16 protein-coding genes are annotated in these 17,823 nt (G+C 63.8%); all 16 read left to right on the top strand.

The window, feature by feature from the left end; all coding sequences use genetic code 11:
• The first annotated feature begins 1 nt into the window (after position 1).
• On the top strand, positions 2-847 hold the full coding sequence (locus NJLHNGOC_RS04965; protein ID WP_113595388.1) for an ABC transporter substrate-binding protein: 846 nt from the start codon (positions 2-4) through the stop codon (positions 845-847).
• The gene (locus NJLHNGOC_RS04960; RefSeq protein WP_113595387.1) at positions 844-1,851 is read left to right on the top strand and encodes a FecCD family ABC transporter permease; all 1,008 of its coding nucleotides are present in this window, start codon (positions 844-846) and stop codon (positions 1,849-1,851) included. The genes NJLHNGOC_RS04965 and NJLHNGOC_RS04960 overlap by 4 nt, the downstream gene beginning before the upstream one ends.
• The gene (locus tag NJLHNGOC_RS04955) at positions 1,848-2,606 is read left to right on the top strand and encodes an ABC transporter ATP-binding protein (RefSeq protein ID WP_113595386.1); all 759 of its coding nucleotides are present in this window, start codon (positions 1,848-1,850) and stop codon (positions 2,604-2,606) included. The genes NJLHNGOC_RS04960 and NJLHNGOC_RS04955 overlap by 4 nt, the downstream gene beginning before the upstream one ends.
• A gap of 574 nt (positions 2,607-3,180) precedes the next feature.
• Positions 3,181-3,606: an NADH-quinone oxidoreductase subunit A gene (locus tag NJLHNGOC_RS04950; RefSeq protein ID WP_113595385.1), complete on the top strand. Its 426-nt coding sequence runs from the start codon at positions 3,181-3,183 to the stop codon at positions 3,604-3,606.
• On the top strand, positions 3,603-4,238 hold the full coding sequence (locus tag NJLHNGOC_RS04945) for an NADH-quinone oxidoreductase subunit B (protein WP_113595384.1): 636 nt from the start codon (positions 3,603-3,605) through the stop codon (positions 4,236-4,238). Before NJLHNGOC_RS04950 ends, NJLHNGOC_RS04945 begins: the two co-directional genes overlap by 4 nt.
• Positions 4,239-4,242: 4 nt before the next feature.
• Positions 4,243-6,009 (top strand): NADH-quinone oxidoreductase subunit C/D, encoded by a 1,767-nt coding sequence (gene nuoC, locus NJLHNGOC_RS04940; RefSeq protein ID WP_113595463.1) that lies wholly within the window; start codon positions 4,243-4,245, stop codon positions 6,007-6,009.
• A complete protein-coding gene (gene nuoE, locus NJLHNGOC_RS04935; protein ID WP_113595383.1) occupies positions 5,996-6,487 on the top strand; it encodes an NADH-quinone oxidoreductase subunit NuoE in 492 nt (163 codons plus the stop codon). Before nuoC ends, nuoE begins: the two co-directional genes overlap by 14 nt.
• Positions 6,484-7,788 (top strand): NADH-quinone oxidoreductase subunit NuoF, encoded by a 1,305-nt coding sequence (nuoF, locus tag NJLHNGOC_RS04930; RefSeq protein WP_113595382.1) that lies wholly within the window; start codon positions 6,484-6,486, stop codon positions 7,786-7,788. The genes nuoE and nuoF overlap by 4 nt, the downstream gene beginning before the upstream one ends.
• Positions 7,785-10,535, top strand: a complete 2,751-nt coding sequence (gene nuoG, locus NJLHNGOC_RS04925; protein WP_113595381.1) for an NADH-quinone oxidoreductase subunit NuoG — start codon at positions 7,785-7,787, stop codon at positions 10,533-10,535. Before nuoF ends, nuoG begins: the two co-directional genes overlap by 4 nt.
• Positions 10,532-11,488: an NADH-quinone oxidoreductase subunit NuoH gene (gene nuoH / locus NJLHNGOC_RS04920; RefSeq protein WP_113595380.1), complete on the top strand. Its 957-nt coding sequence runs from the start codon at positions 10,532-10,534 to the stop codon at positions 11,486-11,488. Before nuoG ends, nuoH begins: the two co-directional genes overlap by 4 nt.
• A gap of 26 nt (positions 11,489-11,514) precedes the next feature.
• Positions 11,515-12,027, top strand: a complete 513-nt coding sequence (nuoI, locus tag NJLHNGOC_RS04915; RefSeq protein WP_113595462.1) for an NADH-quinone oxidoreductase subunit NuoI — start codon at positions 11,515-11,517, stop codon at positions 12,025-12,027.
• Positions 12,028-12,039: 12 nt separating this feature from the next.
• Positions 12,040-12,543: an NADH-quinone oxidoreductase subunit J gene (gene nuoJ, locus NJLHNGOC_RS04910; protein WP_113595379.1), complete on the top strand. Its 504-nt coding sequence runs from the start codon at positions 12,040-12,042 to the stop codon at positions 12,541-12,543.
• 1 nt (position 12,544) lies between these two features.
• A complete protein-coding gene (gene nuoK / locus NJLHNGOC_RS04905; protein ID WP_113595378.1) occupies positions 12,545-12,868 on the top strand; it encodes an NADH-quinone oxidoreductase subunit NuoK in 324 nt (107 codons plus the stop codon).
• Complete coding sequence (gene nuoL, locus NJLHNGOC_RS04900; protein ID WP_113595377.1) at positions 12,861-14,828, top strand: NADH-quinone oxidoreductase subunit L; 1,968 nt, start codon at positions 12,861-12,863, stop codon at positions 14,826-14,828. Before nuoK ends, nuoL begins: the two co-directional genes overlap by 8 nt.
• Positions 14,825-16,336 (top strand): complex I subunit 4 family protein, encoded by a 1,512-nt coding sequence (locus NJLHNGOC_RS04895; RefSeq protein WP_113595376.1) that lies wholly within the window; start codon positions 14,825-14,827, stop codon positions 16,334-16,336. Before nuoL ends, NJLHNGOC_RS04895 begins: the two co-directional genes overlap by 4 nt.
• The gene (locus tag NJLHNGOC_RS04890) at positions 16,333-17,787 is read left to right on the top strand and encodes an NADH-quinone oxidoreductase subunit N (RefSeq protein ID WP_113595375.1); all 1,455 of its coding nucleotides are present in this window, start codon (positions 16,333-16,335) and stop codon (positions 17,785-17,787) included. Before NJLHNGOC_RS04895 ends, NJLHNGOC_RS04890 begins: the two co-directional genes overlap by 4 nt.
• Positions 17,788-17,823 lie beyond the last annotated feature (36 nt).

Here is a 17,823-nt window from a genome sequence, read left to right as displayed (position 1 = left end):
CATGAAACGGGCGGCGTGGGTACTGCTGGCGGGTATCGTGGCATGTGCCGGGACGGCGCAGGCACGTGCCCTGCCACGGGTGGCGTCGCTCAACCTCTGCGCCGATCAGCTTGTCCTCATGCTGGCGCAGCCGGAACAGATCGTGGGGCTTAGTCCGCTGTCCCGTGACTGCTGGGATTCCGTTCTGTGCGAACAGGCGCGACATGTTCCCGTCATTCGGCAGAGCGCGGAAAATATCGTCGCCGCCCATCCCGATGTCGTGCTGGGCAGCACCTATACCGCAGCCAGCGCGGCGGTCGCGATGCAGGCAGCGCGGGAAAGCGGCGCGCGGGTTCTCGCGCTGCCGCCGGCAACGGGCCTTGCGGACATCCCGGCCCAGATCATGCAGGTGGCGGACGCCATCGGGGTGCCGGAACGTGGCCGCGCGCTTGCCGATGCATTCGCCACGCGCCTTGCCGCCCTTTCGGTCCCCCCACGCCCCGATGACCCGACCGCCGCGATTTATGCCGCCAACGGTTTCGTCACCTATGCCGGCTCCCTGCCCGATGACGTGCTGGCGCATGCGGGCCTGCGCAACTACGCCACGGTGGAGGGACATGCAAAGTCATCGCGGTTTTCCATGGAAGTGCTGATCGCCCATCCCCCCGACCTGCTGGTCCTTGACCGTTCCGGCGCGGGGAATTCCATGGCGCAGTCCATGCTGGATCATCCGGCGTTACGGCGGGCCTTTGCCGGTTCCCGTCATCTGGATCTTCCGGCCCGCCTGTGGCTGTGCGGCCTGCCCCAGACACTCGACAGTCTCGCCCTGCTGCGCGATGCGCGGCGAAACCTGGAAAAGTCGCCGTGAAATCAGTTTCCGCAAACTTCCTGCTCAATGGCGCGCTGGCGGTGGCGGTGGCCGGCCTGTTCTGCGCCTCCCTCATGTGGGGGGAAACCAGCCTGCCCTTCATGGATGCGCTGGGGGACATGGCGGCGGGCCGGCATACGGCAAATGCGATCATCCTTGGCGAACTCCGCCTGCCACGCAGCCTGCTGGCGATCATGGTGGGGGGAACACTGGGACTGTCGGGGGCGGCGTTGCAGGGATACCTGCGCAATCCGCTGGCCGATCCCGGGATCCTGGGCGTATCGGGGGGGGCGGCACTTGGCGCGGTGCTCGTGTTCTATACCGGGCTGATGCAGCTTTCGATCGTGGCGCTTCCGCTTGGGGGGCTGATCGGCGCACTGGCGGCAGCGGCGACCCTGATGGGACTGGTGGGACAGGGCGGCACGCTGGTCCTGCTGCTGGCTGGTGCCGCGCTCAGCAGCTTTACGGCCGCGCTGACGGCGCTGGCCCTCAATCTGGTGCCCAGTCCCTATGCCTCGTTTGAAATCATGCACTGGCTCATGGGATCGCTGACGGACCGGACATTCACCCACGTGTGGATCAGCCTGCCCGGCGTCATTGTGGGCATCGCCCTGATGTTTTCGGCGGCACGGGCGCTGGATGCCCTGACACTGGGCGAGGACGTGGCCGAAAGCCTCGGCTTTCGTCTGCGTGGGCCATGGGGCGTCCAGACGCGCATCGTGCTGGGCGCGGCGCTGGCGGTTGGGTCGTGTGTCGCTGTTTCCGGGGCCATCGGGTTTGTCGGACTGGTGGTGCCGCATCTTTTACGCTCCCTGACGGGGCACCAGCCATCGCGCCTTCTGCTGCCTTCGCTGCTGGGTGGAAGCTGCCTGCTGGTGCTGGCGGACATGGTGGTGCGTGTCGTGGCGGTGGGGCCGGAACTGCAACTGGGCGTGCTGACGGCGCTGGTGGGTGCGCCCATTTTCTTTGCCCGTGTCATCATGCTGAAACGAAGCGCGTCATGATCCTGCTGCAGGCTGAAAAAACCTCGTTCCGGCGTGGTGAACGCAAGGTGGTCGACGCGGCGTCGCTGACATTGCGGGCCGGGCGGGTCATGGGCCTGATCGGGCCGAACGGCGCGGGCAAAAGCACGTTCCTGCGCATGCTGGCAGGGCTGTTGCGCCCCCAAACCGGGCATATCCGTCTTGCCGGGCGCGATATCAGCGAAATCACCGCCCATCAGCGCGCCCGTCAGCTTGCCTTCATTCCGCAGGAGGGGCAGAAGCCCCCGCCGATGCCGTTACGTGCCCTTGTGGCACTTGGCCGCCTGCCGCATGGACAGACGGGGGAACGGGCGGCCAGCCACCCGGCGGTCCACGACGCCCTGACGGCCACCGGTCTGCTGGACCTGTGCGACCGTCCCGCCAGCCACCTGTCCGGGGGGGAGCGGGCGCGCATGAACCTGGCGCGCGCCCTTGCAACCGCAACCCCCGTCATCCTTGCGGATGAACCCATCGCGGCGCTGGACCCCGCGCATGCCCTTTCGATGATGCATCTGCTCCGCGTGCTGGCGGCGCAGGGCAAGGGAATTATCGTCGTGCTCCATGATCTGGTACTGGCGGCGCGGTTCTGTGACGAACTGGTGCTGATGGATAACGGGGCCGTCGTGCGGCATGGCCCCCCTGAGGAAGTATTGCGCGACGACCTCATGCGCTCCGTCTATGGCGTTACGGTCAGGCGGATTGAAAATGCCGTCATTCCATGGTCGCTGGACAGGTGAGATCGGACGGCCGGAGCTTTATGTGATCCGTGTCGTCTGCTTTTACGCCGTTATATTCCCATAGGGCCAAAACGGTCCTGAAATTCCTGACAGGCCATCAGGTTCTTTAAAATGGGTCCGGGCAGGTTCAGGGCCTGACCCGCGCCTGATGCGATTTTCAGATGAGGATATTTTTAAAGAATCATTACAATGTCAGTATATTTTGAAAATTAATATCAGAAATTCCTTGTAGTTACAGGATACTTCCCGGAAAATTCCAGAAACAGCCTTCAGGCAACATTCCGTTCATGTCCGCATGGCATGGAAAGGCTCCTTCCCTCTGGCAGGAACACATCGCGGAACAGTTCATCCTGCTTATTGAAATAACTTGCATGACCGGACCGCAACTTCCCCTTTCCTGCCGCGTATAGGCGACTGGACGCATATTCCGGCATCCCGTGCCTCCGCCCGGAATAGATCGGGCGATACATGCAGCGTTTCCACAAAGCCGTGACCGGTTATCACCCAACACCGCAGACAGCATTATAAAAATCACCTCCGTTCAGAATAAAAAACAGAAGCGGAATTGTCAGCCATGGAAAACATTCCCGACATATGGGCGATTTTTACCTATGCTGTCGTCATAGGAATACTTCTGGCCTGTATGCTGGGACTGTCCGCCATTACCGGCACCCGGCGAAGCGGCAGTGATATGGGACGTTCCATGTCCCTACCCTTTGAATCCGGCATCGTGCCCACGGGATCGGCACGCCTGCGGCTGCCGGTGCAGTATTATATGGTCGCCATGTTCTTTGTCATATTCGATGTCGAAACGGCCATCCTCATGACATGGGCCACGGTCGTACGCGAAACGGGATGGGTCGGGTATGCCGCGGCATTCGCCTTTATTGTCTTTCTGGCGGTTTCCCTTGCCTATCTGTGGCGTGCCGGGGCGCTGGACTGGGGACCGCGCGTTCCCATGCGCCCTGTCGCGGAAATGCGAAAGGATCAGGTATCGTGAACTGGTCCCTTTCTTCCGCCAGTGCCGCCGGACGGAGGCAGGCCACACCGGGTTTCAGTGAAACCCTGCGCCGCAACCTGGTCATGGGCCGGTTGCAGGATTTCGTGGCGTGGGGACAGAAAAACTCCATCTGGCCGCTGAATTTCGGCCTGTCATGCTGTTACGTCGAAATGGCGACGGCATTCACCAGCCGCTTCGACATTGCCCGCTTCGGGTCCGAAGTCCTGCGCGCCACGCCACGCGAGGCCGACCTGATCGTCATTTCCGGCACCGTGTTCGCCAAGATGGCCCCCGTCATCCAGCATCTTTACAACCAGATGCTGGAGCCACGCTGGGTCATCTCCATGGGATCGTGCGCCAATTCGGGCGGGATGTATGACATCTACAGCGTCGTGCAGGGCGTGGACAGCTTCCTGCCGGTGGATGTGTACGTGCCCGGCTGCCCGCCCCGCCCCGAGGCGCTGCTGGAGGGGCTGATGCTGCTGCAGAAATCCATCGGCACGCGCCGCAGGCCACTCAGCTGGATGGTGGGGCCGCAGGGTGCGGAACCCGTCACGCCACCCAGCCTGCGCGATGAAAAACGCGCCCGGCGCCAGGGCATGCGCGACCTGCGCGCGCCCGACGGGATCTGATTTCATGACCGCCCTCCTTTCCCCGGCCCGCGAACCGGGTCTGGCGGGCAGGATCTTGGCCCGGCTTCCCCACGGCATACTCGCCACCCAGCCGACATGCGACGGGGTTCCCACCATCTGGGTCGCGGCGGCCGACCTGCGCCCCGCCCTTGTCGCGCTGAAAACGCCGGATGCCGCGTCCCTCATGCTGCTGGACCTGACCGCCATCGATGAACGCGACCGCGCCCATCGCGACGGACAGCCCGGATCCGCGTTCACGATCGTCTATCACCTGATTTCACTCGTCACCCGCGCGGATGAAATACGGATCAAGGTGCCCCTTGGCGAAACCGCGCCGTCCCTTCCCAGCATCTGCGACCTGTGGCCCAACGCCAACTGGTACGAACGTGAGGTTTGGGACCTGTTTGGCATCCATTTCCATGACCATCCCTGCCTGCGCCGCATCCTGACCCCACCCACATGGACCGGCCATCCGCTGCGCAAGGACCATCATGCCCGCGCCACGGAAATGCCGCCCTACAGCCTGACGGAAGAGCACGAAGCGCGGGAACAGGACGCCATGCGCTTCGACCCGTCCGCATGGGGCATGCGGCGGCACAGTGAACACAGCGATTTCATGTTCCTCAACCTCGGCCCCAATCATCCCAGCGTGCATGGGGTGTTCCGCATCGCCCTGCAGCTGGAGGGGGAGCGGATCGTCGATGCCGTGCCCGATATCGGCTTTCACCACCGTGGCGCGGAAAAGATGGGGGAGCGCCAGTCATGGCATACCTACATCCCCTATACCGACCGGGTGGACTATCTCGGCGGGGTCATGAACAATTTCCCCTACGTCATGGCGGTCGAGACCCTGGCCGGAATTACCGTGCCACCCCGCGCGCAGATGATCCGTGTCATGCTGGCGGAACTGTTCCGCATCGCCAGCCACCTCGTCTTCTATGGCACCATGGCGCAGGATGTCGGACAGCTTTCGCCGGTTTTCTTCATGTTCACCGACCGCGAACGCGTCTTTGCGATCATCGAGGCGATATGCGGCTTTCGCATGCACCCGGCATGGTTCCGCATCGGCGGGGTGGCCATGGACCTGCCCCAGGGATGGGAGGGACTGGTCCGCGACTTTCTCAACGACCTTCCCCGGCGGCTGGACGAATATGACGCGATGGTCATGCGCAATCCCATCTTTCGCGCACGGACGAAGGGGATCGGCGCCTATACCACGGCAGAGGCCATCGCATGGGGCGTCACCGGGCCGGGCCTGCGCGCCACGGGGCAGGAATGGGATTACCGCAGGCATGCGCCCTATGCCTGTTACGACCAGCTTGAATTCGACATCCCCACCGGCGCCAGCGGCGACTGTTACGACCGCATCGCCGTGCATGTCGAGGAAATACGCCAGAGCCTGCGCATCATCCGCCAGTGCGTGGACAACATGCCGGCAGGTCCGGTCAAGGCCGACCATCCCCTGACCACCCCGCCGCCGAGGGCGCGGACGATGCATGATATCGAAACCCTGATCCACCACTTCCTCGGCGCAAGCTGGGGGCCGGTCATCCCACCGGGGGAGGCCCGCGCCAGCATCGAGGCCACGAAGGGCGTAAATACCTATTCCCTGATCAGCGATGGCGGGACCACGTCATACCGCACGCGCATCCGCACGCCATCCTTTGCCCACCTGCAGATGATACCGCTGCTTGGCCGCGGCATCATGATCGCGGACCTGATCGCGATCCTGGGCAGCATCGATTTCGTGATGGCCGATGTCGACCGCTGACGCCCCCCTGCCCGCGTCCATGCGGACGGAAATCCTTGCCCTTGCGGCACAGGAACTGCACCCGCGCGGGGCGAGCGTCGCGGCCCTGCGGCTGGTGCAGGACCGCCTGGGCTGGATCAGTACCGCGCACCTGCGCGAGGTGGCCGCCCTGCTGGGCATGTCGGACGATGACCTGGATGGCATCGCCACCTATTTCAACCTGCTGTTCCGCAGGCCGGTCGGGCGGCATGTCATCATGCTGTGCGACAGCGTTTCATGCTGGATCATGGGTCGCGAACCGCTATGCGCCCATCTGTGCCGGACGCTGGGCATCCGGCCGGGGGAAACTACGGCGGACAACGCCATCACGCTGCTGCCCACGGTCTGTCTGGGACATTGCGACCATGCCCCGGCCATGCTGGTTGACGACGCGCTGCATGGCGACGTGGACATGGCGGGCCTCGATCACCTGATCGACACGCTGAGGGAGACGCCATGACATCCGTTTCCGAACGTCCCCTGACCGCCATGATCGATCCCGCGGCCGGGCCGCCGGACTGCGCGGCGTATGAACGTGCCGGCGGGTGGCAGGCGACGCGCCGGGCGCTTGGCGGTCTTTCCCCGGCCGAAATCATCGACATGGTGACGCGCTCGAAGCTGCGGGGACGCGGGGGGGCGGGCTTTGGCACCGGGCAGAAATGGAGCTTCGTGCCAAAGGAACCCGCCGCAGAACGCCGCAAATACCTGATCGCCAATGCTGACGAGATGGAACCGGGCACCTTCAAGGACCGCCTGCTGATCGAAGGCAATCCGCTGCAGCTGGTCGAGGGGATGATCCTTGCGGCCTATGCCGTGCAGGCGGGGCATGGCATCGTTTTCCTGCGCGGGGAATATCATCTGGCCTGCGCCCGCCTTCACCGCGCGATTTCCGAGGCACGGCAGCAGGGATGGCTGGGCGATGATATCCTTGGCTCCGGCTTCGGTTTCGACATCCATATCCATTCCAGCGCCGGACGCTACATCTGTGGCGAGGAAACCGCCCTTCTGACCGCGCTCGAAGGGCGCCGCGCCACCCCGCGCAGCAAGCCGCCCTTTCCCCAGACCGGCGGCCTGTGGGGCGCGCCGGGCGTGGTGAACAATGTCGAAACACTGTGCAACCTGCCCCATATCGTCGCCAACGGGGCGGAATGGTTCGCGGGCCTTGGCCTGAGGGAAGACGGGGGGACCAAGATCTATGGCGTCAGCGGCCGCGTGGCAAAACCGGGCGCATGGGAACTGCCGATTGGCACACCGCTGCGCCAGATCATCGAGGAGCATGCGGGCGGCATGCGTCCCGGATACCAGCTGCGCGCCCTGCTGCCCGGCGGGGCGTCCACCGCGTTCCTCGACGCCACGGCGCTTGATGTCGCGATGGATTACGGATCGGTGGAAAAGGCGGGCAGCCGGCTTGGGACCGGCATGGCCATCATTCTGGATGACCGGACCTGCCCCATCGGCATGATCCGCAACCTCGAACATTTCTTCGCACAGGAATCCTGCGGATGGTGCACCCCATGCCGTGACGGGCTGCCGTGGGTGGAACGCCTGCTCGACGCGATCGAGGACGGGACGGGATGCGACGAGGATCTGGACCAGCTTGGCCGCCATGCCCGCATGCTGGGCGCGCCGGGCCGGACCTTCTGCGCCCATGCGCCGGGGGCGATGGCGCCGCTTGCCAGTGGGCTGAAGCTTTTTGCCGCCGATTTTACCGACCACATCCGCCACGGCCGCTGCCCGCAACAGGCGGGGGCGCAGACATGACCAGCATCCGCATCGATGGACGGGACTGCCCGACCCGCACCGGCATCAACCTGCTGCAGGCCTGTCTGGAGGCAGGGGCCAGCCTGCCCTATTTCTGCTGGCATCCCGAACTCGGCTCCGTCGGGGCGTGCCGCCAGTGCGCCATAAAACAGTTCAGCGGACCTGACGACACGAAAGGCCGCATCGTGATGGCCTGCATGACGCCCGTCAGCGACAATGCCATCATCTCCGTTGATGACCCGGAGGCCCGGGATTTCCGCGCCAGCGTCATCGAATGGATGATGGTCAATCATCCCCATGACTGTCCCGTATGCGAGGAAGGCGGCGAATGCCACCTGCAGGACATGACCGTCATGACGGGACACAACACCCGCCGCTACCGCTTTACGAAACGCACCCACCGCAATCAGGACCTCGGGCCGTTCGTGAAACATGAAATGAACCGCTGCATCGCCTGCTACCGCTGCGTGCGGTTCTATCGTGATTATGCGGGCGGGGAGGATCTGGCGGCATTCGCATCGCATGACAACGTGTATTTCGGCCGCGCCGCCGACGGCACGCTGCAGAATGCCTTCAGCGGCAACCTTGTGGAAATCTGCCCGACCGGCGTGTTTACCGACAGGCCGTTTTCCGCCGTCTATAGCCGGAAATGGGACATGCGTGGCGCGCCGTCGGTCTGCGTGCATTGCGCGGTGGGGTGCAATACCATCGTCAATGCGCGCGAGGAGACGCTCCGCCGCGTCCTCAACCGCTATAACGCGGATGTCAACCGTTACGTGCTGTGCGACCGGGGCCGGTTCGGGCATGGATTTGTCAATGCGCCGACGCGCATCCGCACGCCACTGCGCGCCATTGACGGGCGGCAGGTGCCCGTCCCCGTGGCCGATGCCCTGGCGACCTTCGCACGCATGGCCGCAACGGGGACGGCAGGGGGACGGATCGTGGGCATCGCCTCCCCCCGCGCCTCGCTCGAGACATGTTTCCGCCTGCATGCGCTGGTGGGGCCAGAACATTTTTCCACCGGCCAGACGCAGCGCGAACAGCATTGCGCGGAACTGGCCCACGACCTGCTCGCCCGGCATCAAGGCGTCCTTCCCACCCTGCATGAGATGGAAAGCGCCGATGCCGTGCTGGTCCTGGGCGAGGATGTCTGCGCCACGGCCCCCCGGCTTGGCCTGTCGCTGCGGCAGTCGGTGCGCCAGCCCTCCTTCCACGTGGCGGACGACGCCAGGGTGCCACGCTGGATGGATGCGGCGGTGCGCACGCTGGGGAGCGAGTGCCCGTCCGCCCTGTATATCCTGACGCCCGCGCCAACCGATCTGGACGGCGTGGCCGCACAGACCCTCCGCGCGGCGCCTGACGATATCGCGCGACTGGGCTTTGCCATCGCCCATGAAATCGATCCCTCCGCCCCGCCTGTCATGGATCTGGCGCCCGATGACGCGCGCCTTGCGACACGGATCGCGCAGGCGCTGGGGGCCGCGCAAAGGCCACTGATTGTCTCGGGCATGCAGTACGGCTCCCCCGCGCTGATGCAGGCCGCAGCCAGCATTGCCGCCGCCCTTGCGCGCACAATCCCCGCGACGGGCCTGTCGCTGGTCCTGCCGGAATGCAACAGCATGGGGCTGGCGATGATGGGGGGCCTGACGCTGGAAACGGTGCTGGAACAGGCACGGGCGGGCGGGATTTCCAACCTGATCATCGTGGAAAATGACCTGACCCGCCGCCTTGACCCGGCGGATGTGGCGCAACTTGTCGCGGCCGTTGCCAATATCGTGGTGATCGACCATACGGCAACGCCGCTGTGCCAGCAGGCCGGCCTTGTGCTGCCCGCCGCCGCCTTCAGCGAATGCACCGGCACGCTGGTCAGTCAGGAAGGCAGGGCGCAACGCTTTTTCCAGGCGGTCTTTCCCCCTGCCCCCCTGCAGGCCGCCTGGCGCTGGATACAGGCGCTGGGCCAAAACCCTGACCCGGCCACTCCGCACATGACGGGCCTGACCGGCTGGCGGGATCTTGATGACGTCCTTGCCGCGATAGCAAAGGCGTTTCCCCGCCTTGCCCCGGCGCTGGGGGCCGCGCCGGGGGCGGATTACCGCATGGACGGTCAGAAACTGCGCAGCCAGACCTATCGCGCCAGCGGACGAACCGTCATCCGTTCCTACATAACCGTGCGTGACCAGCCGCCACCCAGCAGCCCCGACACCCCGTTCAGCAGTTCGATGGAAGGAGCATATGAACCCGGCATGCCCGCCGCGCTGGTTCCGGGCTATCAGGCGTCGCCATGGAACTCGGTCCAGGCGCTGAACCGTTTCCAGCAGGAAATCGGCGGCCCCATGCGCGGCGGGGCATCCGGCATCCGGCTGTTGCCCTGCAAGGCGGAGGATGGGGCCGGGCCACATTCCGCCCATGCCTGCGCCACGGATATTCCCGTCCCCCATGTCGCACGGGCGGACAGTGTTCTGGTACTGCCCGAGACGCGCCTGTTCGGCAGCGAGGAACTGAGCATGCTCTCGCCCCCCGTCATGGCGCGTTCGGCCGCGCCAGCGCTGGGCCTGCCTGCCGGCATGGCCGGGTCGGGACGCACGATCCTGCATCTGGGGGACGGGGCGCATGCGCTCCCTGTGGAAGTCGTGCCCGGACTGCCTGCGGGCGTGGTCCTGTGTCCGGCGCACATGGTCGCGCGGGCCCTGCGTTTCCCCCGCACGGCCCGGCTGGAGATGATACCGGACGAAGGGGAAGGGCCATGACGTATCCAGCGCTTGTCGCCATCATCCTGACACCCCTTTTCATCCTTGGCCTCGCCACCGTGCTGACATGGGTCGAACGGCGGCTGCTGGGGTTGTGGCAGGACCGGCATGGTCCCAACCGCGTCGGGCCGGGCGGCATGTTCCAGGCCGTGGCGGACGGGACCAAGATCCTGTTCAAGCAGGACTGGGTGCCGCCTTTTGCCGACCGGGGCGTGTTCGTCCTTGCACCTGCCATCGGCATGATGACGGTGCTGCTGTCCTTTGCCGTCATTCCGGTCACGCTACGCGCGGGCATCGCGGGCGACATGAATGTGGGGCTTCTGTTCATCCTCGGCATGATGGGGCTCGGGGTTTATGCCGTCGTGCTGGCGGGCTGGTCATCCAACAGCAAATTCGCGCTGCTGGGCGGCATGCGGGCGGCAGCACAGATGATCAGTTATGAAGTCTTCATGGGGCTTTCCCTGCTGGGCGTGATCATGATGGCCGGATCGTTCAGCCTGCGCGATATCGTGGCGGCACAGGACAGGCTGTGGTTCATCATCCCGCAATGCCTCGGTTTCGGCGTGTTCATGCTTGCCGGCATTGCGGAGACACACCGCCTGCCCTTCGACCTTCCCGAAGGGGAGAACGAACTTGGCGCGGGGTTCCACACCGAATATTCGGGCATGAAATTCGGCATGTTCTTCATTGCCGAATATGCCGGGATCGTCCTGATCTCAAGCCTTGTGACCACGCTCTATCTCGGGGGATGGCGCGGGCCGCTGCTGCCGCCTGTCCTGTGGTTCGCGCTCAAGACCGCGGGCATGGTGGCGTTCTTCATCCTGCTGCGCGCCAGCCTGCCCCGCCCGCGTTACGACCAACTGATGGCGCTGGGCTGGAAGGTCCTGCTGCCGCTTTCCCTGTTCAATGTCATGGCGACCGGAACCATCCTCATGCTGCGCGCGTCCTTGTGACACGCCTGATGCAAAGGCATCTGTCCATGTTCGATACCCTGCGCACCCTTCTGCTGACGGCGCTGCATGCCTTTCACCGGCGCGCGACCGTACAGTATCCCGAACACAAGCCATACCTGCCGCCGCGTTATCGCGGGCGGATCATCCTGTCGCGCGATCCCGACGGGGGGGAGCGGTGCGTGGCGTGCAACCTGTGCGCCGTCGCCTGTCCCGTGGACTGCATCAGCCTGCAGAAGACCGAAGCCGATGGCAGGTGGTATCCGCAATATTTCCGGATCAATTTCTCCCGCTGCATTTTCTGCGGCTTTTGCGAGGAAGCCTGCCCCACCTATGCCATACAGCTGACGCCCGACTTTGAAATGGGCGAATATGCGCGGCCCAACCTTGTTTATGAAAAGGAAGACCTGCTGATCAGCGGGACCGGGAAATACCCCGATTACAGTTTCCACCATGTCTCGGGCGTTCCCATTCCCGGCAAGCCGCGTGGCGCGTCCGAACGCGAACGCCCGCCGGTCGACCTTCATTCGCTACTGCCGTAGGCGATCGCGATCATGCACGCCCTGGCCCTTCTTGCCGCAGGCGTCAGCGTCGTGGCGGCGATCATGGTCATCACCCGGCGGGTGGCCGTGCATGCGGTGTTATATCTGGTGGTGACGCTGCTGGCGCTTGCGGTCGTGCTTGTCATGCTGGGCGCGTCATTCGCGGCGATGCTGGAAATCATCATCTATGCCGGCGCGATCATGGTGCTGTTCGTTTTCGTCATCATGATGCTCAATCTGGGTCAGCCGGACAGCGCGCGTGAAAAGGAATGGCTGCGCCCGCGCGCCTGGCGGGGACCGGCGATCCTTGCCGCCATTGTCTGTGCGGAGCTTCTTTATTGCCTTGGCCCATTTTCCGGGCCGCAAACACGCCCGTCTGCCGCCATTACGGCGCGTGACGTGGGGTTCGGCCTGTTCGGCCGCTACGTGCTGATGGTCGAACTGGTGTCATTCCTGCTGCTGGCCGGTCTGGTCTCGGCCTTTCATATCGGACGCAGCCGGGCGGGACATCACTGACATGGATGCTTTTTCCTTCAATGACACGCTGCTGCTGGCGACCATCATGTTTTCGGTCGGGCTGGCGGGCGTTCTGGTCCGGCGCAACATGGTGTTCATGCTGATGTCGCTGGATATCATGCTCAACGCCACGGCGCTTGTCTTCGTGGGCGCGGGCGCGCGCTGGCATGATGCGACGGGACAGGTGATGTTCCTGATGATCCTTGCCCTGGCCGCCGTGGAAACGGCGGTGGGGCTTGCCATCATCCTGTGCCTGCATGCCCGGGGACGCCCGACGCTGGACGCCGATACCGGCAACCTTCTGCGGGGGCGGCAGCATGGGTGAAATCCTTCTTCCTTTTCTTGTCCTCTACCCGCTTGCGGCGTCGCTGATCGCGTTTGCCGGCGCCGGGCGTCTGGGCGCCGGAGGTGTCGGGACGATCGCCTGCACCGGGGTGGGGATTTCCGCTGTCCTTGGCGTCGTCGTGTCCGTCATCCTTCTGCATGGCCCCGCAACGGGGACATTGCAGGTCGTGCTGTGGTCATGGATGCGCGTTGCGGGATTTTCGGCCGATATCGCCTTCATGCTGGACCGGATTTCCATGCTCATGATCCTTGTCGTCACGATCGTGGGCCTGCTGATCCATGTCTATGCCGCGGGCTACATGCGCGACGATCCGGGGATCGCGCGCTTTTTCGGCTGCATGACGCTGTTTGTCGCCGCCATGCTGGTACTGGTGCTGGCGTCCGACCTGCTGTGCCTGTTCATCGGGTGGGAGGGGATGGGACTGTGTTCCTACCTGCTGATCGGGTTCTGGTATGACAACCCCGCCAATACCGCCGCCGCGCGCAAGGCATTTTACATGACGCGGATGGGGGACGTGGCATTGCTGTGTGCGATACTGCTGCTGGCGGGTGCGACGGGTTCGCTGCGCATCGTAACCGTGCTGACGGCGGTCGCGAATGGGCAGGTCTCCCCCCTTGGGATCAATATGGCAGCATTCTTCATACTGGTGGGGGCGCTTGCCAAATCGGCGCAGATCCCGTTCCAGGCATGGCTGCCGGACGCCATGGCGGGGCCGACGCCGACTTCCGCCCTGATCCACGCGGCCACGATGGTGACGGCGGGCGTCTATCTGATCGCGCGGCTGCATGGCCTGTTCACCATGGCGGTACCCGTCATGGCGCTTATGGCCGTGCTGGGGGCGCTGACGCTGCTGATGGGGGCCTGCACGGCGCTGGCGCAGTCCGATCTCAAGCGTGTCCTTGCATGGTCCACGATCAGCCAGCTTGGCTACATGTTCCTTGCCCTTGGGTGCGGGGCATGGCAGGCGGCGCTGTTTCACCTGATGACCCATGCCTTTTTCAAGGCGCTGCTTTTCCTGAGCGCGGGCGCCGTCATCATGCGCGCCCATCATGAACAGGATATCTTCCGCCTGGGCGGCCTGCGCCATGCCATGCCGGGACTGACCATGGCCTTCGTCACGGGGGCATCCGCGCTGGCGGGCCTGCCGCTGGTGACTGCCGGGTTCTACAGCAAGGAAATGATCCTGTCGGGCGTATGGCGCGCCCATTTCGACCTGACGCACGGGTGGAGCGTAAGCGGCCATCCGTTATGGGGGATTGCCCTGCTGGGGGCCTTCCTGACCGCACTTTATATTTTCCGCTGCGTATTCATCGTCTTTTGCGGAAAGGCGGGAACTGCGGCAACGGGCCGGACATCGCGCCTCATGACCGTTCCCCTTGGCTGTCTGTGCGTTCTCTCCGTTTGTGGGGGGATGATCGAAATGCCTGCCCCGCTTCCTCGCCCCCACCTGTTCAGCACCCTTGTTGATCCTGCGTCATTGCTGCCGCATGTGGACGAACCGTTCTGGCCCGTGCTGGCGGGCGCGGCCGTGCCCCTTGCCGGGGTGTGGGTCGCATGGGTGCTGTGGGGACGCCCCGCGCCTGTCATGCGCGAAATCCCCGGACGGACGGCCGTCATCCGCCCTGTCCGCGGCGGTTGGGGAATGGACGGGCTGTATGACCGCCTGTTCATGCAACCCCTGCGCCTGCTGACGTGGCTGACGCGGCATGACATCCCCGGCCGTGCCACCACGGGAACCGGGCGGCTGACGCAGACGGCCAGCACCCTGATTTTCAGGGCGCGGGCAGGCTTTCTGGAGATGCTGGGCCAATGGGCGGCCCGGGTTACCCGATGGGGGGGGCGCCTGCTGGACCGGTTACACGACGGTCGCATGCGGTGGTATGCGGCGTGGATCGCAGGTGGGCTGTGCGCGGGCATTGCCATGGCGGTCCTGTCATGAATCCCCTGCCCGTCCTTGTGCTGCTGCCCATCACGGGCGGGGGGCTGGCATGGCTTGCAGCACACATCCGGCCGCATTCCGCCCGCCCATCCGCACGCGATGCGTCATGGTGGACGGTGCTTGCGACCCTGATCGGGGAAACGCTGGCGCTTGCGATGGTCACATTCCATCATACGGGCCATGCCGGGCCGTGGCTGGAACATTTTTCCACGCCGTGGATCCCGGCCATGGGAATTGCGGTCAGGCTGGATATCGACGGGCTTTCGCTGTCGATGATCTGGCTTTCGCTTGTCCTGTGCTTTCTGTGCGCATTTCTTGTCCCCCGTCAGGACATGCCCGGTGCCGGGACGTTTCATTTCCTGTTCCTTGCGACCCTTACGGGCATTATCGGGACATTTCTGGCCACCGACCTGTTCCTGTTCTTCTTTTTCTGGGAACTGATGCTGGTGCCGATGTTCGTACTGATTGCCGCATGGGGGCATGAGGACAGGCAGCGCGCCGCCATGAAGTTCTTCATCTTCACGCAGGGTGGCGGGCTGATCATGCTGCTTGCCATCCTTGGGCTGGTCATGACGCATTTCCGGGCAACCGGCGTGCTGACATTCGATTACTTCGCGCTGTCGCGGACACCGCTGTCCCCTGCCCTGTCCATGCTGCTGATGCTGGGGTTCTTCATCGCCTTTGCCGTCAAGCTGCCGGTCGTACCAGTCCATGTCTGGCTGCCTGACGCCCACACGCAGGCGCCAACGGCGGCCAGCGTTCTTCTGGCGGGAATCCTGCTCAAGACCGGGGGATATGGCATGATCCGTTTTGATGTCATGCTGTTTCCCGATGCGGCCAGCCGGTTCTTACCCGTCGCCATGACGCTTGGCGTCGTCGGGATCCTGTACGGGGCGTGGATGTCGTGCATGCAGGACGACGTCAAGCGCCTGATCGCCTATAGCAGCATCAGCCATATGGGTTTCGTGCTGCCTGGCATCTTTGGCGGTTCAGCCATGGGAATGCAGGGGGCGATCGTGCAGATGCTGGCCCACGGGCTGGGCACGGGCGCGCTTTTCCTGATCGCGGGCGCCATTCAGGACCGGCTGCATACGCGCGACATGCGCCATATCGGTGGATTGTGGGGCGCCATGCCGCGCCTGTCCGGAACGGGGCTGTTCTTTGCCGTGGCGTCGCTCGGCATGCCGGGACTGGGTAACTTCGCCGGGGAATTCCTTGTCCTGCTGGCGACATGGCATGTCAGTCCCGTCACCGCGACGCTGGCGGCCTCCGGACTGATCCTGGCCGCCATCTATGCGCTCAGGATGGTCAATCGCATATTCCTCGCGGCACCACGGACCGACCTTCGACCCGTACGGGACTTTCCGGCGCGGCAGATGGCGATTTTCGCCTGCGTCATGGCCTTTATGGTCGTGCTGGGTCTTTATCCGCAGCCTTTCATGACGTTTTCCGCCCCGTCTCCCCTGTCCGTTACGGCCATGCCCCGCCCGGAGGGTCGCGCGCCATGATCGGGCATGATCTTTTCCTGCCAACGCCATTGCCGGTGATCTGCGCGGGACTCATGATCATGCTTGCCGCGACAGCGTGGCGACGCTCGGTGGGGCGCGGTTTTTCATGTGCGGGGGTGACACTGCTGCTGAGCCTTGCAGCCGTGGGCCGGCATACGGGCAGACTACCTGATGATGGTGGCAGCCTGTTCATTCAGGATCAATGGACAGCCTATACGGCCATCCTGATCGTATTTTCCAGCCTGTGCATCCTGCTTATGTCATGGCGCGATGCAATGCATGACAGGGACGCGCTGGTGGATGAATATCCCCTGCTGCTCATGCTGGGTACGCTTGGCGCGCTGACCATGGTATTCAGCGTGAATTACATGCCTTTTTTCCTGGGACTGGAAATATTTGGCATCTCCCTCATGGGACTTATGGCCTTTGGACGCCACCCCGTCCTGGCAGGGCATGAGGCAGCGATGAAATACCTGATCCTGTCGGGGGTATCTTCGGCCATTCTTCTGTTTGGCATTGGCCTGGCCTATGGCGTTACGGGATCGCTGCGCTTCATGCCGCCCGTTGCGGCCGGGGATGTGCCGCCCGCATTGTCCGTTGCCGCGACGGTCATGATCCTTGTCGGCATGTTCTTCAAACTTTCCGCCGTGCCCTTTCATATGTGGCTGCCTGACGTGATGGAGGGCGCGCCTGTTCCTGTTGCGGCTTTTCTGGCCGTGACCTCGAAAATCGCGATCTTTTCCTCACTTGTCCGCTATTTCGGGACGGAGCAGCAGGCAGTGTTCGTCGATGACATCCTGTATGTCGTCATTATCCTGACCATCATGGGCGGCAACCTGCTTGCATTGCGTCAGGTCAGCCTCACACGCCTTATGGCATGTTCATCCATTGCGCATGTGGGGTATCTTCTGATTGCCTTTCTCTGCCCCGGCCATATGCAGTCACGGGCCATAACCATTTATCTTGCGGCCTATACCGCCAGCACACTGGGCGTCTTTGCGGTCATGACCGCCTTTGCCACCGCTGACGGGCCGGATGGCACGGTTATCATGCAGTGGAAAGGACTGTTTTTCACCCGCCCGTTCCTGGCATCGGCCATGTCGCTCATGCTGCTTTCGCTTGCGGGAATTCCGCCGGGGATAGGCTTTTTCGCGAAGTTCGAGATTGCGGCAGCCGGCGTTGAACATCAGCGCGACATACTGCTGTGTGTCCTTGTGATCGGCAGTATTATCGGGCTGTATTATTACCTGAACATTATCCGCGTCATGATATCGGTCCCGTCGTTACCACCTTCTTCCGTGACGCGGCACGTTCGCCCGGAACTGACGGCCCTTGTCATCGTTCTGACCATAATCGTGGTGATCGGCGGACTTTTTCCTGCCCGTACCCTCCACCCGTTTCTTCCTGTTCCTGCTGTTGCATCCGGAACGCGGGATGGAACGGTACATTGACGGGACCAATTTCGATTATCCAGAACATGAAAAGGA

It is taken from the genome of Novacetimonas cocois (assembly GCF_003311635.1).
In the GTDB taxonomy this organism is placed as follows: domain Bacteria; phylum Pseudomonadota; class Alphaproteobacteria; order Acetobacterales; family Acetobacteraceae; genus Novacetimonas; species Novacetimonas cocois.
The sequence above is the reverse complement of the archived record's forward strand: the minus strand, read 5'-3'. Positions and strand labels throughout refer to the sequence as shown.